Origin of the sequence: Mesorhizobium sp. M0522, from assembly GCF_040321085.1 — a bacterium.
GTDB lineage: Bacteria > Pseudomonadota > Alphaproteobacteria > Rhizobiales > Rhizobiaceae > Mesorhizobium.
This window is the reverse complement of sequence record NZ_JAMYQW010000021.1, coordinates 1-14,560: the sequence shown is the minus strand read 5'-3', so window position 1 is coordinate 14,560 and position 14,560 is coordinate 1. Positions and strand designations below refer to the sequence as shown.

The 14,560-nt window shown below is 63.2% G+C and carries 16 protein-coding genes and 1 pseudogene; 8 read left to right on the top strand and 9 right to left on the bottom strand.

Translation table 11 applies throughout. The features are described 5' to 3' along the window. Positions 1 to 94 precede the first annotated feature (94 nt). Together NKI58_RS21245 and NKI58_RS21240 are read left to right on the top strand one after the other, a co-directional pair. Positions 95 to 517, top strand: coding sequence for a DUF4279 domain-containing protein (locus tag NKI58_RS21245; protein WP_352570036.1), 423 nt, complete (start codon positions 95 to 97; stop codon positions 515 to 517). Between the two features lie 77 nt (positions 518 to 594). Next, a pseudogene (locus NKI58_RS21240) lies at positions 595 to 867 on the top strand (IS5 family transposase); the annotation flags it as partial. A 76-nt stretch (positions 868 to 943) separates the two neighbouring features. Here NKI58_RS21240 and NKI58_RS21235 read toward each other — a convergent pair. Further along, positions 944 to 2,167 carry an argininosuccinate synthase gene (locus tag NKI58_RS21235; RefSeq protein ID WP_352570035.1) on the bottom strand — a complete coding sequence of 408 codons (1,224 nt, stop codon included), beginning with the start codon at positions 2,165 to 2,167 and terminating at the stop codon, positions 944 to 946. A gap of 168 nt (positions 2,168 to 2,335) precedes the next feature. On the opposite strand from NKI58_RS21235, the gene NKI58_RS21230 reads away from it, so the two are divergent. Continuing rightward, the gene (locus NKI58_RS21230; RefSeq protein WP_352570033.1) at positions 2,336 to 2,977 is read left to right on the top strand and encodes a LysE family translocator; all 642 of its coding nucleotides are present in this window, start codon (positions 2,336 to 2,338) and stop codon (positions 2,975 to 2,977) included. Here NKI58_RS21230 and NKI58_RS21225 read toward each other — a convergent pair. From NKI58_RS21225 to NKI58_RS21215, 3 genes are all read right to left on the bottom strand, one after another. Next, positions 2,949 to 3,428 (bottom strand): hypothetical protein, encoded by a 480-nt coding sequence (locus NKI58_RS21225; RefSeq protein WP_023679832.1) that lies wholly within the window; start codon positions 3,426 to 3,428, stop codon positions 2,949 to 2,951. The two genes, NKI58_RS21230 and NKI58_RS21225, sit on opposite strands and share 29 nt — an antisense overlap. Continuing rightward, complete coding sequence (rlmN, locus tag NKI58_RS21220) at positions 3,425 to 4,657, bottom strand: dual-specificity RNA methyltransferase RlmN (protein ID WP_352782786.1); 1,233 nt, start codon at positions 4,655 to 4,657, stop codon at positions 3,425 to 3,427. The genes NKI58_RS21225 and rlmN overlap by 4 nt, the downstream gene beginning before the upstream one ends. Positions 4,658 to 4,925: 268 nt before the next feature. Then, positions 4,926 to 5,432 (bottom strand): invasion associated locus B family protein, encoded by a 507-nt coding sequence (locus NKI58_RS21215; RefSeq protein ID WP_023721899.1) that lies wholly within the window; start codon positions 5,430 to 5,432, stop codon positions 4,926 to 4,928. A gap of 360 nt (positions 5,433 to 5,792) precedes the next feature. On the opposite strand from NKI58_RS21215, the gene NKI58_RS21210 reads away from it, so the two are divergent. After that, complete coding sequence (locus NKI58_RS21210) at positions 5,793 to 6,401, top strand: methyltransferase family protein (protein WP_352782792.1); 609 nt, start codon at positions 5,793 to 5,795, stop codon at positions 6,399 to 6,401. 45 nt (positions 6,402 to 6,446) lie between these two features. Here NKI58_RS21210 and NKI58_RS21205 read toward each other — a convergent pair whose 3' ends face one another. From NKI58_RS21205 to NKI58_RS21190, 4 genes are all read right to left on the bottom strand, one after another. Continuing rightward, the gene (locus NKI58_RS21205) at positions 6,447 to 6,809 is read right to left on the bottom strand and encodes a YkvA family protein (protein WP_031212728.1); all 363 of its coding nucleotides are present in this window, start codon (positions 6,807 to 6,809) and stop codon (positions 6,447 to 6,449) included. A 92-nt stretch (positions 6,810 to 6,901) separates the two neighbouring features. Then, a complete protein-coding gene (locus NKI58_RS21200; RefSeq protein WP_023679826.1) occupies positions 6,902 to 7,198 on the bottom strand; it encodes a 4a-hydroxytetrahydrobiopterin dehydratase in 297 nt (98 codons plus the stop codon). A gap of 6 nt (positions 7,199 to 7,204) precedes the next feature. Then, positions 7,205 to 7,801 (bottom strand): RNA 2',3'-cyclic phosphodiesterase, encoded by a 597-nt coding sequence (gene thpR, locus NKI58_RS21195; protein ID WP_352456356.1) that lies wholly within the window; start codon positions 7,799 to 7,801, stop codon positions 7,205 to 7,207. A 137-nt stretch (positions 7,802 to 7,938) separates the two neighbouring features. Further along, on the bottom strand, positions 7,939 to 8,583 hold the full coding sequence (locus NKI58_RS21190) for an arylesterase (RefSeq protein ID WP_352450197.1): 645 nt from the start codon (positions 8,581 to 8,583) through the stop codon (positions 7,939 to 7,941). 107 nt (positions 8,584 to 8,690) lie between these two features. On the opposite strand from NKI58_RS21190, the gene NKI58_RS21185 reads away from it, so the two are divergent. The 4 genes from NKI58_RS21185 (at position 8,691) to NKI58_RS21170 (ending at position 13,628) form a co-directional block, all read left to right on the top strand. Next, positions 8,691 to 9,401 carry an ABC transporter ATP-binding protein gene (locus NKI58_RS21185; RefSeq protein ID WP_031212726.1) on the top strand — a complete coding sequence of 237 codons (711 nt, stop codon included), beginning with the start codon at positions 8,691 to 8,693 and terminating at the stop codon, positions 9,399 to 9,401. After that, positions 9,401 to 11,950, top strand: a complete 2,550-nt coding sequence (locus NKI58_RS21180; RefSeq protein ID WP_352783619.1) for an ABC transporter permease — start codon at positions 9,401 to 9,403, stop codon at positions 11,948 to 11,950. The genes NKI58_RS21185 and NKI58_RS21180 overlap by 1 nt, the downstream gene beginning before the upstream one ends. A gap of 218 nt (positions 11,951 to 12,168) precedes the next feature. After that, positions 12,169 to 12,948, top strand: a complete 780-nt coding sequence (locus NKI58_RS21175; protein ID WP_254817871.1) for a Bax inhibitor-1/YccA family protein — start codon at positions 12,169 to 12,171, stop codon at positions 12,946 to 12,948. A gap of 110 nt (positions 12,949 to 13,058) precedes the next feature. Continuing rightward, entirely contained in the window at positions 13,059 to 13,628 is a 570-nt protein-coding gene (locus tag NKI58_RS21170) for a GNAT family N-acetyltransferase (RefSeq protein WP_352782796.1), read from the top strand. 4 nt (positions 13,629 to 13,632) lie between these two features. Here NKI58_RS21170 and NKI58_RS21165 read toward each other — a convergent pair whose 3' ends face one another. Continuing rightward, positions 13,633 to 14,019, bottom strand: a complete 387-nt coding sequence (locus NKI58_RS21165; RefSeq protein WP_352456353.1) for a DUF2794 domain-containing protein — start codon at positions 14,017 to 14,019, stop codon at positions 13,633 to 13,635. Between the last annotated feature and the right edge of the window lie 541 nt (positions 14,020 to 14,560).

The window sequence follows — 14,560 nt, the reverse complement described above, 5'->3', positions numbered from 1 at the left end:
TGACTGGGCTCGGTTGGAAGCGCGAGGCGAGCATGAAGAGTCTCGCAACAGCGCAGGGCTTGCCTTGCCCTTTGGAACCTAGCTAGGACAGGCGATGATCTCGCTCTCGATCGTTGATTTCGATGCGGACCCCGAGGGGGTGACTGCGATCCTAAGCCTCGAACCGACACGCATAGTCCGCAAGGGCGACCCGATGCGTAACGGGTCCCCGCGCAAGAAGAATGGATGGAGCCTCGATGGTCCGCGGCAAAGGCTCCGGAGTGGGGCCGAGCACGAGAATGCGGTCAACTACCTGATCGAGCAGATGCGAGGTCGGGAGGAGGCCTTCGCACGGCTGCGGCAGGAAGTGCGGCCAAAGCAGATAACTATCTACGGCGGGTTCTATCAGCCCTACGACGTACAGTGCGGCATTTGGCTTGAGCCGTCTGCGATGAGGGTGCTCGCGGATTGCGGTGTTGGCTGGAGCCTCGACCTTTTTGTTGAGGACGAAGCTCACCAACATGGAAGTGAGGTGTGAGCAGGCGTCCTGTCCCGCATTGGGTCGTTTGCCGACTGGCTGGTTCCAAATTTGAGCGGAGTCTGATTCATAAGGGCATGAGCCGATACGATCTGACCGACTTCGAATGGCGCGTCATCGAGCCGCTTTTGCCCAACAAGCCGCGAGGCGTGCCGCGTGTCGATGACCGTCGCGTGCTGAACGGCATCTTCTGGGTGCTGCGATCGAGTGCGCCATGGCGCGATCTGCCCGAGCGCTACGGCCCTCGCACCACTTGCTACAACCGCTTCGTTCGATGGCGGAAAGCAGGTGTCTGGGATCGGCTGATGGACGTCATTACCGAGGCCCATGACGGCACGGTGCAAGTAATGTGTCTACGTCCTAGTTTTCTCGGATCGTTTTCAGCTTTCACGAGATCGGTAGAGCGCCCAGCCCGCTGTTCGGATGTCAGCGCTGGCGGTTACGCGCCGCCAGTGTCCTCAGCCTGAGCGCGTTGAGGCGGATGAAGCCTTCGGCATCCTTCTGGTCGTAGGCGCCGCGGTCGTCCTCGAAGGTGACCAGCGCGTCGGAATAGAGCGTCTTCCTCGACTTGCGGCCGGTGACCATGACGTTGCCCTTGTAGAGCTTCAGCCGCACGGTGCCTTCGACGTCTTCCTGGCTCTTGTCGATCATTGCCTGCAGCATCAGGCGCTCGGGCGCGAACCAGAAGCCGTTGTAGATCAGCTCGGCATAGCGCGGCATGAACTCGTCCTTGAGGTGGGCCGCACCGCGGTCGAGCGTGATCGATTCGATCGCCCGATGGGCGGCGATCAGGATGGTGCCGCCGGGGGTCTCGTAGACGCCGCGCGATTTCATGCCGACGAAACGGTTCTCGACCAGGTCGAGCCTGCCGATGCCGTTGTCGCGGCCGAGATCGTTCAGCGCCGCCAGCATCGTTGCCGGCGACAGCTTCTTGCCATTGAGCGCAACCGGGTCGCCCTTGAGGAATTCGATCTCGATCTCGGTGACCTCATCCGGCGCATCCATCGGCGAGATGGTGCGCTGGTGGACGAATTCCGGCGGCTCGCTCCACGGGTCTTCCAGCACCTTGCCCTCGGACGACGAATGCAGCAGGTTAGCGTCGACCGAGAAAGGCGCATCGCCCTTCTTGTCCTTCGGCACTGGGATCTGGTGCTGCTCGGCGAAGTTGATGAGATCGGTCCGCGACTTGAACGACCAATCGCGCCACGGCGCGATGACCTTGATGTCGGGGTTGAGCGCATAGGCCGACAGCTCGAAACGCACCTGGTCGTTGCCTTTGCCGGTGGCGCCATGGGCGATCGCATCGGCGCCGGTCTCCCTGGCGATCTCGACAAGATGTTTCGAGATCAGTGGCCGGGCGATCGAGGTGCCGAGCAGATATGTGCCTTCATAGACAGCGTTGGCGCGGAACATCGGGAAGACGAAATCGGATACGAACTCCTCGCGGACATCGACGACGCGGATATCCTTGATGCCCATCATCTCGGCCTTGCGCCTGGCCGGCTCCAGTTCGCCACCCTGGCCTAGATCGGCGGTGAAGGTCACGACCTCGGCGCCGAGCTCGGTCTGCAGCCATTTCAGGATGATCGAGGTGTCAAGGCCGCCGGAATAGGCGAGCACGACTTTCTTGGCGGCTTTTGCTTTCGACATGGTGGGCAGTTCCGCGACAGGGGTTCTTCGCGGGCGAGGTATCACGGCGTTTTAGGCCAGCGCAAGGGACGAACGATGTCTGGACCAAATGCCTCATCTCCAAGAGGCTGGCGAGGACACGGCTCTTGCGGTATGGCTGCGCCGTCTTTTGCCGCCACGAGACGAGCCATGTCCTTCATCCCCGACAGTACGACGCTTATCCAGTTCTCCATCGCCACCTTGATCCTGGCGATCACGCCCGGGCCTGACATGACGCTGTTCGTGTCGCGCACGCTGAGCCAGGGCCGTGCCACCGGCTTTGCCTCGATGGCCGGCGCCTTGTGCGGCACGCTGATCCACACCACGCTGGTGGTGGTCGGCGTCTCGGCGCTGATCGTCGCCTCGCCGATGGCGTTCTTCGTGCTGAAGATTTTTGGCGCCGGCTATCTGGTCTTCCTGGCATGGCAGGCGATCACAAAAGGGTCGGCGTTTTCACCGGAGAAGAAGAGCGGGCCGCAGATCTCGCTGTTCCGCAGCTGGGCGGCGGGGCTCGGGGTCAATCTGCTCAACCCGAAGATCATCCTGTTCTTCATGACCTTCCTGCCGCAATTCGTCTCCGCGCATGATCCCGACGCGCCGGGAAAGCTGTTCTTCCTCGGCGCGATGTTCGTCGTGCTGGCGATCCCGGTGACGGCGCCGATGGTGCTGGCGGCGGAAAAATTCTCGGCCGCGATGAAATCCAGCCCGCGTGTGACCCGCGTCGTCGACTATCTGTTTGCCGGAGTTTTTTCGGCCTTCGCGCTCAAGATCCTGACGGCCCAGGCGAAATAGGGCGTCCGATCTGACGCCAGCTTCCGGCCGAGCGCCCGGCGCTCAGCCAGTAGAAAATACCGCCGACCATGCCGCAGCCGATCACCGCCAGCATGACGCTGGTATTGGTAACCTCGAAATTGGCATCGGCCGTCTGGTGGACGAAGCCAAGGAAGACCGCCGAGACCACAGCACCCGCCAGCGCATAGAACAGCCAGTCACGCCGGCCAAGGATCTCGGAGACGAGGATGGCGATGGCGGCCGGCATGAAGGCGAAATAGGCGACGAACAGCGCGACGAAGGGGATTGAAAACCACAGCGACGCCTGCGCCGCCGGTTGCGTCTCGTCCGTTATCAGCCCAAGAGACGCCAGGAACATGATGTTAAGGAAGGCGCTGGCCGCCAGCGAAGCAACGCCGTAGCCGACAAGGATGACGGCGAAGCGGATCAGATAGGCGCCGACGCGATTCACGCCTCGCCATGCCCCGCGATCATCATCGCTTCCAGCGCCAGCCGGTCGACCTTGCGCATGCGCTCGGAGTCCGACTTGAGCTGGCCGCAGGCGGCGAGGATATCGCGGCCGCGCGGCGTGCGGATCGGCGAGGCATAGCCGGCATTGTTGATGTAATCGGCGAATTTCTCGATCGTTTCCCAGTCCGAGCACTGGTAGTTGGTGCCCGGCCACGGGTTGAACGGGATCAGATTGATCTTGGCCGGAATGCCCTTGAGCAGCTTGATCAGCGCCTTGGCGTCGTCAATGGAATCGTTGACGTCCTTCAGCATCACATATTCGAAGGTGATCCGCTTGGCGTTCGACAGGCCTGGATAGGCGCGGCAGGCAGCGATCAGATCCTTCAGCGGATACTTCTTGTTGATGGGCACCAAGAGATCGCGCAAATCGTCATTGGTGGCGTGCAGCGAAATCGCCAGCATCACGCCGATCTCCTCGCCGGTGCGGAAGATTTCGGGCACGACGCCGGAGGTCGAGAGCGTGATGCGCCTCTTCGACAGGGAAAGCCCGTCGCCGTCGGATGCGATAAGCAGCGCCTTCTTCACCGCCTCGAAATTGTAGAGCGGCTCGCCCATGCCCATCATGACGATGTTGGATACTTTGCGGCCTTCGGCCGGCACGATGGCGCCGTCCGGCGTATCGCGGTCGGGGAAATCGCCGAGCCGGTCGCGGGCGGTCAAAAGTTGGGCGAGGATTTCCTCGGCGGTCAGGTTGCGCACCAGTTTCTGCGTGCCGGTGTGGCAGAAGGAGCAGGTCAGGGTGCAGCCGACCTGCGAAGAGATGCAGAGCGTGCCGCGGCCTTCTTCGGGAATGTAGACGGTCTCGATCTCGACCGGCCGGCCGGCGCCGCGCGGCGGAAAGCGAAACAGCCATTTGCGCGTGCCGTCGGAGGAGATCTGCTCCTCGACGATTTCGGGCCTGGCGACGGTGAAATGCCTGTCGAGCTCGGCGCGCAGATCCTTGGAGATGTTGAACATGCCGGCAAAGTCGGAAACGCCACGCACATAGATCCAATGCCAGAGCTGTTGGGCGCGCATTTTCGCCTGGCGCTCCGGCACGATGCCGGCGGCGACAAGGGCGGCCCCAAGTTCGGCTCGCGTCAAGCCGATCAGCGACGGTTTTTCAGGCGTCGTGCGGGTGCGCAACGCGTCACGCGCGCCTTCGGCGGTAAGATCGAATGAAAGGGTCATTGTTGCGCCAATATAAGCGATTTGCGGCCGAATACAGCATCGTGCCCGAAATGAAGCGCGGCGCATAGCACAGCTTGATGGCGGAGTCATGCCGGTGGTCTTCCCTTCTCCCCTTGTGGGAGAAGGTGGCCGAGCGTAGCTCGGTCGGATGAGGGGTGTTCCAGCTTGGCGCCGACGGCGTTCCGTCCAACACCCCTCTTCCGTCTCGGCGCTGCGCGCCGATCCACCTTCTCCCACAAGGGGAGAAGGGAAGACTGCGCCTAACCGCCTACTTGCACTTGGCGATCGAGGCCAGCGCCGCCGAGATGCCCTTCAGCGAGAAGACGTAGGTGGTGGTGTTGCCGCGGCCGGACTTGGCCGACACCTTCATGTCGGTGCCGGTCTTCATCGCGGCGATCAGCACCGGCTCCTCGGCGGCGTTCTCGACCCAGGCCGACTTGCCGCGCGTGAACATCGAAAAAGACTTCTTGTCGATGGTGACGGTGGCCTTGGAACCTTCCTGGAAGGTATAGCCGGCGATGAATTGCGGCTCGTAGGACACTTGCTGCCCCGGCCGCTGGCTGACGAAGAAGAACATGTCGCCGTGATCGAGCGTCGGCGGCTGCTTGTCGGTTGGCACCGTCAGGACATAGCAGACCTTGCCGCCGCCCGACGCCTGATAACTGTAGGTGCCCCAGGCATTATGCTGGCCGATCTTGGTTGCCGACTGCGCCAGCGCGGGCGCCGTCAAGGCCACCAGGGCCAGGCTGGAAACTATAGCAATCAATCCGCGCATCGCTTTTCCCGTATTCCACTGGTGCGGCGGCAGGCCGGCTCGGCGTCCTGCCCGTCGCTTCATTTTGATTTAATCTGGGTTACCAAACGGTGAAATTCCCCTGAGAAAAGGATGTTCACGCCAGGAAACCGCCGCCGTCTTCGCGCTGCCGCTCGAAAAAGCGGCTGGCGCAATGTCCCTGCCGCGACTTGGAGGCCACGAAAACGGCAAGAGTTTGACTTTTCAAGCAGCTAGGTCTTGCGGCGATTCTCGCTTTTTGAGGTGCGTGACGAATTTCCCTGCAGGCGGTACCATGTCTGCGTTCGCCGCCACGGCGCTCGGCCAGGGTGCCCTCCCTGGCGGCTTACGGGAGAATTGGCCATGGCCATTTCCGAGACAGTTCTGATCCTGGCGGGCGGCACAGTCGTCCTGGCGATTGTGTTCGGCGTTCGTGTCGCCATGCGGCGGGCGGCCGGTGGCGCGGTGCGCCGGTCGGATGCCGGGGAGACGGCGGGCGGATCGGGCGCCCCCGACGTGGCCGGGGTCATTGCGCTGCCACCTTTAATCTTCCTCGGCTTCCTGGTGGCGGCAACCGTGCTTGAGGTGCTCGTGCCGCTCCCGGTCATGGCCGGGCAGGCGCTCGCCCGCTATCTGGCTGGCGCTGTGCTCGCGGTGTGCGGCTTCGTGTTCATCTTTATGGCGGCGGGCCGCTTTCAGGCCGCTGGCACCAACATACCACCGACCTTGCCGACGACGGCGCTGGTCGTCGACGGCATCTATCGGCGGACCAGGAATCCGTTCTATCTGGGAACGACCCTCGTCTATCTGGGCCTCGGCGTCGCGGCCGGAAGTCTTTGGGCTATTGCGCTCGTCATCCCGCTGCTGTGGGTGATCAATACCGGCGTTATCGCGCCGGAAGAGCGCTATCTCGAGCGGAAGTTCGGAGATGCCTATCGCGCCTACAAGGCGCGGGTGCGGCGGTGGGTTTGACGGCCGGAAAGTCGGTTCTCACGCGATTTTTTGCGCCGCACCGGCTCAGCTCTTGTCGGCGATGGCCTGCCTGGCGGCGAGCCGGTGCGCCGGCGTGATGTGGGCGCTGACGGCGGTAATCGCGGCGGTCAGCACGGCGATGTCGTCGGTGAAGCCTAGCCCAAGGATGAAATCGGGGATGACGTCTGTCGGCAGCACGAAATAGCCGAGCGCAGCAAGCAAGGTGCCCTTGGCGCGAAGCGGCGTCTTCTTGTCCATGGCACAGTAATAGGCGGCGACCACCTCTTCCATGAACGGGATCTGCCGGGCGGCCTTCTTCGCCGTACGCCAGAACTTTTCGCGCACTTCGCTCTCGTTGCCCGGCTTGCTGCCGAGGCCGAAGAAATCAAAACCGGATTTTTGCGCCATCAACCTCTCCTTGCGGCCGTCGCGTGACTTCACGCGTGACCGCGACGCAAAATGTGGTGAAAGCCGAACCTCGCTGCAAGGTGCAGATGGGCTCAGCCGCCGAAATAGCGGTTCATTTTCCTGGCCAGATCGAAATCCAGCGCGGTCAGGCCGCCGGCGTCGTGCGTGTTGAGGGTCACGTTTACCGTCTTGTAGACGTTCGACCAGTCGGGATGGTGGTCCATCTTCTCCGCGGCCAGGGCAACGCGGGTCATGAAGGCAAAGGCTTCGGAGAAATTCTTGAAGGTGAAGCTGCGGGTGATCGAGCCACCATCCTTGGCCAGCGACCAGCCGTCGAGGCCGGCAAGTTCGGCGCGGATCGCCTCTTTTGCTAGTTTCTCCCTGGCCATGTCCGTCTACCGCATGATCCGCGAAGCGTCGGCGGCGCCGACCAAACGGCTGGCGACGCGGTTGTCAGCACCTGAAAGCGGCCAGGCCTCCTCGACGACGTAAGGCCCGCCGCCGACCGAATCGCGCGACGACATCAGCACGAAGCGGCCGATCCGGAACGGCAGCGTCGAAAAATTGCCGCGCGCCGACAGATACTGGGCGACATCGAGCGGGCTCGAATTGCGCAGGCGGGCCAGCGTCACATGCGGCATGAACTTGCGCGGGTCGGCCGGGATGCCGAGCCGCTGGCAGATGCGCTCGATCTCGGCCTGCAATGCGGAAAGATCGGGCGAAGCGGCGACCCCGGCCCACACCGCATGCGGCTTCTTCTGGCCGAAGGCGCCGACGCCGGACAGCGTCAGCGGGAAGGACGGGCGGTGAACACGGTCAAGCGCATTGGCGATTTCGTCGGCGACATGGCCCTCGACATCGCCGATGAAGCGCAGCGTCAGATGATAGTTTTCGACGTCGATCCAGCGGGCTCCGGGCAGGCCGCCCCTGAGCAGGGACAGCGAAAGAGCGGCATCACGCGGTATCTCGAGGGCGGTAAAAAGACGCGGCATGGCAAGCCTCCTGTCCTCGAATCGAACTCTTGCCCCTAGCGAATCATCGATATTCAAACAGGGCAAGGGGTTTGTTGGTCGCAGGCCTGCCTAAAAGCTTCCCCTGCGGAAGGTGTTGCGACGGCGAACCCTCGCCTTCAGGAATTGCCCCGGACCGCTTCAATGGTCTTCTCCACACTGGGCAGGATACCCTCGACGATGCGGTCGACGCCTCGGGCGTTTGGATGAAGGCCGTCCTCGAGTTGCAGGACGGATTGACCGGCGATGCCCTCGAGAAAGAAAGGATAGAGCGGCACGCCATATTTTTCAGCCAGTCTCGGAAAGGTCGCGTCGAAGGCGTTCTGGTAGTCGGCGCCGAGATTGGGCGCCGCGCGCATTCCGGCAAGCAAAACGGCGATCTTGCGCTGCTTCAGTTTTGCCAGCATGGCGTCCAGGTTCTTTTCCGCTATGGCGGGCGAAACGCCGCGCAGCATGTCGTTGGCGCCGAGCTCCAGGATGACGAGTTGCGTGCCGTCCGGCACCGACCAGTCGAGCCGCGACAGGCCGCCGCTCGTCGTATCGCCGGAGACGCCGGCGTTGGCGACCGTGACATCGTAGCCCTTGGCGCGCAGCGCCGCCTGCAGCTTCTCGGTGAAGCCCTGACCTGGCCCGAGGCCATAACCCGCCATCAAGCTGTCGCCGAAACCGACAATGGTGAACGGTTCGGCGCGCGCCGACGAAATGGCGCCGCAAATGGCGAGGAAAAGGGCGAAGGCTGCGGCAAAGGTGTGTTTGAAAGCCATGCGGCAGGCCCCATATGACCAGGAACATCTGTTGGCGAAGGCAGGTTTTCGTCTTTGTCGAGCATCGGATGCACTAGCCTTCATCCCCCATATAGGACGATTTGATTTTGGAAGAAGCCGTCATTTCGCTGAAAGACGTATCGCTGACGCTCGGCGAAGGTGCATCTTCGGTCCATGTGCTGAAGGGCGTCAGCCTCGATGTGGCGGGCGGCGAAGCGACAGGCATCGTTGGACCTTCAGGTTCGGGAAAGTCGACATTGCTGATGGTTTTGGCCGGGCTTGAAAGGGTCGATTCGGGGACGGTCCGAATTGCCGGCGAGCTGCTCAACGGCAAAAGCGAAGATCAGATCGCATCGTTTCGGGGACGAAACATCGGCATCGTGTTCCAGTCTTTCCATCTCATCCCCAATATGACGGCGCTGGAAAACGTTGCGGTCCCGCTGGAGCTTGCCGGCCATGTCGATCCATTCGGCGTGGCGGCGCGCGAGCTGGCGGCGGTCGGTCTCAGCGATCGCGTCACCCATTACCCCGGCGAATTGTCTGGCGGCGAGCAACAGCGCGTGGCCATCGCCCGGGCGCTGGCGCCGTCGCCGCGCATCCTGATCGCCGACGAGCCGACCGGCAATCTCGACCAGGCAACGGGGCGGCACGTCGCCGACCTGCTGTTTGCCAAGGCGGCCGAACGCGGCATGACGCTGGTGCTGGTCACGCATGACCCGCTACTCGCGGCGCGCTGCTCGCGCCAGGTGTCGATGCGGTCGGGGCTGATCGAGGACGCGCCTAAGCCGGCCACCAGGGCTGGCAAGGTGACCGCATGATGCCGCTGGCGCGCACGCTGAGGCTCGCCTTTCGGTTTTCGCTGCGAGAAATGCGTGGCGGGCTGTCCGGCTTCCTGATCTTCCTTGCCTGCATCGCGCTCGGCGTCGCTGCGATCGGCGGCGTCAATTCGGTGGCGCAGGCTATTTCCGCCGGTGTTGCCGACCAGGGCCAGACGCTGCTCGGCGGTGATCTCCGCTTCCAGCTCAACCAGCGCGATCCGACCAGAGCCGAACGCAGCTTCCTCGACCGGCTTGGCACGGTTTCGCACAGCGCCAACATGCGCTCGATGGCGAGGCTCGAGGACGGCTCCGACCAGGCGCTGGTCGAGGCCAAGGCGGTCGACGGCGCCTATCCGCTCTACGGTGCGGTGGAGACCGAGCCGGTGCTGTCGCGAGAGGATCTGTTCGGCGAAAAATCCGGCGTCTTCGGCGCCGCCGCCCCGGACCTCTTGTTCGAGCGGCTGAACCTTGGCATCGGTGACCGGCTAAAGCTCGGCAGCGCGACGTTCGAGCTGCGCGCCAGGCTGGTCAACGAGCCGGATGCAGTGTCGGATGGCTTCGGTTTTGCGCCGCGGCTGATGGTGTCGACCGACGGGCTTGCCGCTTCCGGCCTGATCCAGCCGGGCAGCCTGGTCGAGAACGCCTATAAGGTCCGCCTGCCCGGCGGCACCACTGAGGCACAGATCAAGGCGATCCAGGAGCAGGCGGCAAACCAGTTCCCGCAGGCCGGCTGGTCGATCCGCACGCGCAGCAACGCAGCGCCGGCGCTGTCCTCGAATATCGAGCGGTTTTCGCAATTCCTGACGCTGGTCGGGTTGACGGCGCTGGTGGTCGGCGGCGTCGGCGTGGCCAATGCCGTGCGTGCCTATCTCGACGGCAAGCGCGGCGTCATCGCCACCTTCAAGAGCCTGGGGGCTTCGGGCGGGTTCGTCTTTGCCGTCTATCTGGTGCAGATCCTGATGATCGCAGCACTCGGCATCACGCTAGGCCTTGTGCTTGGCGCGCTGATGCCGTTCGCGGCCAGCGCGGCACTCCAATCGGTCATTCCAGTGCCGGCGGAAGGTGGGTTCTATCCCGGCGCCCTCGGCATGGCAGCGCTGTTCGGGCTGCTGGTGACGCTGGCTTTCGCCTTGCTGCCGCTCGGCCGCGCCCGCGACGTGCCGGCAACGGCGCTGTTTCGCGAAATGGGTTTCGAGGGCCGCGGTTTTCCCCGCCCGCTCTATATCGCCGCGGCATTGGGCATCGCGCTGCTGCTCGCGGTACTGGCGATCCTGTTTTCCGGCGACCGCCGTATTGCCTCGATCTTCGTCGGCGCCACGATCTTTTCGTTCCTGGTGCTGCGTGTGGTCGGCTCGCTGGTGCAGTGGGCGGCGAAGAAAAGCCCGCGCGTGCGCTCGACCGCGCTCAGGCTCGCCATCGGCAACATCCATCGGCCTGGCGCCTTGACGCCGTCCGTGGTGCTGTCGTTGGGACTCGGGCTGACGCTGCTGGTGACGCTGGCGCTGATCGACGGCAATCTCAGGCGGCAGATTTCGGGCAGCCTGCCGGAAAGGGCACCGAACTTCTTCTACGTCGATATCCAGAGCGGTGACGTCGATGCCTTCTCCGCGCTGGTCGGCAAAGAGGCACCGCAAGGCAAGCTGATCAAGGTGCCGATGCTGCGCGGCCGGGTGATGGCGCTCAACGGCGTCGATGTCGACAAGGTCAAGGTTCCGGCCGAAGGCGCCTGGGTACTGCGCGGCGATCGCGGCCTGACCTATGACGCAAAGCTGCCGGAGAATGCGACGCTGACCGAGGGCAGCTGGTGGCCGGAGAACTATGCCGGCGAGCCGCTGGTCTCGTTTTCCGCCGAGGAAGGCAAAGAGATCGGGCTGAAGCTGGGCGACACCATCACCGTCAACGTGCTCGGCCGCAACATCACGGCCAAGATCGCCAATTTCCGCCAGGTCGAATGGGAAACCATGGGCATCAATTTCGTCATGGTGTTCTCGCCCAACACATTCGCCGGTGCGCCGCATGGCTGGTTGGCGACGCTGACCGAGACGAATGCGTCGGCAGCCGACGATGCGCATCTTCTCAATGCCGTCACGCGTGCCTTTCCCGCGGTGACGACGGTCAGGGTCAAGGACGCGCTCGAAATCGTCAACCGGCTGGTGGCGCAGCTCGGCACAGCAATCAGGGCAGCAGCGGGCGTGGCGTTGATCGCCTCGGTGCTGGTGCTGGCCGGGGCGCTCGCCGCCGGCAACCGGGCTCGCATTCACGACGCGGTGGTGCTGAAGACCCTGGGTGCGACCAGGAAAACGCTGATCGCCGCGTTTTCGCTGGAATACATGCTGATCGGCCTTGCCACTGCGATCTTCGCGCTGGCGGCGGGCGGTGTGGCGGCGTGGTTCGTCGTCGCGCGCATCATGACGCTGCCATCGCACTTCATGCCCGAGGTGGCGGTGGCGACCATCGGCTTTTCGCTGGTGGTCACGGTCGGCATAGGCCTTGCCGGCACGTGGCGGGTGCTGGGCCACAAGGCGGCGCCGGTGCTGCGGAATCTTTGAGCCAGAGCCGGTTTCGATTAAATCTCGGTAATGTTCCGGGCGGGAAGGCCAATAAAACCGTATCTCTGGCACTTCACGGAGCATTACGCTTGGTTACGGTCTTGTCCTTTACGCCAAGAACCATCATATTTCGGCGCAGGCATGCTGGAGCCCCGCCAGCGGCGCCTGGGTTCAAAGGACCTGACACCGGACGGGGCGGAAGCAATATGAGGATTTCCATGGCTGATCCCGTTCGCAATTATCAGACGCGCGCCGTGCCCGGCGCCGGCGTCGATGCTGCCATCGACCAGGGCCTGCGGGCCTACATGATCAAGGTCTACAATCTGATGGGGCTTGGCCTCCTCATCACCGGCCTTGCCGCGGTCGGCACAATCATGCTGGCCACCACCAGCGATCCCGCCTCGGCCGTCGCGACGTTGCCAAGCGGCGAGATGCTGACCTCGTTCGGCTACGCGATCTTTGGTTCGCCGCTGAAATGGCTGGTGATCTTTGCCCCGCTGGCAGCGGTGATGTTCCTGTCGTTCCGAGTCCAGTCGATGAGCGTTTCGGCCGCGCAGACGACGTTCTGGGTCTACGCCGGCCTCGTCGGCCTGTCGCTGTCGTCGATCTTCCTGGTCTACACCACCGCCAGTATCTCGCAGACCTTCTTCGCCACCGCCGCCGCCTTTGGCGGGCTGTCGCTCTACGGCTACACGACCAAGCGCGATCTCTCGGCGTTCGGGTCGTTCCTGGTCATGGGCCTGGTCGGCCTGATCATCGCGATGGTGATCAACATCTTCCTGCAGTCGTCGGCGCTTTCCTTCGCCGTTTCGGCGATCGGCGTGCTGATCTTCGCGGGCCTCACCGCCTACGACACGCAGAATATCAAGGAGATGTACTTCGAGGGCGACGAGACTGATGTCGCCGGCCGCAAGGCGATTATGGGCGCATTGAGGCTCTATCTCGACTTCATCAACCTGTTTATGTTCCTGCTGCAGTTCATGGGCGACCGTCGCTAAATACGGTTTTCCTGGACCAGCGAGTTTGGAAAGGGCGGCCCAATGGCCGCTCTTTTCTTTTGTGCCGGCTATTGCTGTGATATAGGGCAGATGAACGACGTGCCTAAATTATGAGCAGCATCACCTTGCGGGCCGCGACGTCGGCCGATCTCGACCGGATCACGGAAATCTATGCCGACGCGGTGACGAATGGCACGGCGAGCTATGAACTCGAACCGCCAAGCCGCACCGAGATGGGCGCGCGCTTCGACAGCCTGATGGCGGGCGGTTTTCCCTATCTCGTTGCGGAAAAGTCCGGCGCCGTGCTCGGCTATGCCTATGCCGGGGCGTTCCGGCCGCGCCCGGCGTACCGCTTCGTCGTTGAGGATTCCGTCTATGTCGCGCCCGAGGCCAAAGGGCAAGGCGTCGGGCTGCTCTTGATGCAAGGGCTGATCGAGGCGGCCAAGGCGGCGGGTTTTCGCCAGATCATCGCGGTGATCGGCGACGGCCGGCCCGACAGCGCCTCGGTACGGCTGCACGAGAAGCTCGGCTTTCGTCATTCCGGCCGCCTGGAAGGCTCAGGCTACAAGCACGGACGCTGGCTGGACACGGTGTTCATGCAGCTGCCGATCAACGGCGGGACGTCCATCCCGCCTGATCCGCAATCGCTGCCCGAGCGGAAGTTCCGCCAGCAAAAATAAAGGGTTACGCCTCGACCAGCTTCAGTGTTCGGTCGAACACGCCAAGCACCCGGCCGAGTTCCTGGCCGCGCTTGAGGATGCGCCCGCCGGCGGCGATGACGGCGAACGCGCCTTGCCGGCGCGCCAGCTTCGGATCCTTGACGATCTGGAAAAGCGGCACTTCGCTGGTGCGGCGGAAGACGGAAAAAACGGCGCGGTCGGCGAGATGGTCGATGGCATAGTCGCGCCACTCATTGGCGGCAACCATACGGCCGTAGAGCCTGAGGATCTGGTCCAGTTCGCGCCGGTCGAACCTCACCTGCTGGTCGAGGCGTTCGCGTCTTGCCTCATGCAGCGGGATCAATATTGCGGATGCGTCCCCATCCTCCGTCCCGCTGCTGCGATCAGTCATGCCTGGATCCTCGCAATGAATCGTACGCCGACCAAAGTTGGCGCTTTCGTTGCCGAATTGCAAGGCCCGGCCGGGCAAGGCCAGCACCGCGCGGTTTCTCCAGCGTCCAGTCACGTTTGCGAAACGCCTGTTGGAATTGGTGATGCTTCGCCACAATCCTGCCTTTTTTTATCCGTGCTCATGCCCCAATGTCCGACGAATTTACCGGTGTTGCCTGAGACGGTTCGGTCCGGCACCGGCTCGTAAACCCCAAGCCCCCCGCCCACGGGTCTGCGTCGGATCGAACCAACCTCGGTTTTTCCTTGGAAAGATCGGGTGCGACGATCCCAAAACCTAAATGACCGGCGTCAGAAGCAAGCTGACGCCGGTTTTTTATTGGCCGGAGCCGTGGCGGTGCGATCCGTCCGGATTGGCTGCCATCAGAAGGTTGAGCGCGGTTCTCCCTTCTCCCCTTGTGAGGGCTTTGCACGGGAAGCGAAATCCTGGTTGGTGAGTTAATGGGGCTTTTTTGAAGGCCGGGAAAGCAGTTTTCGACGGCTTG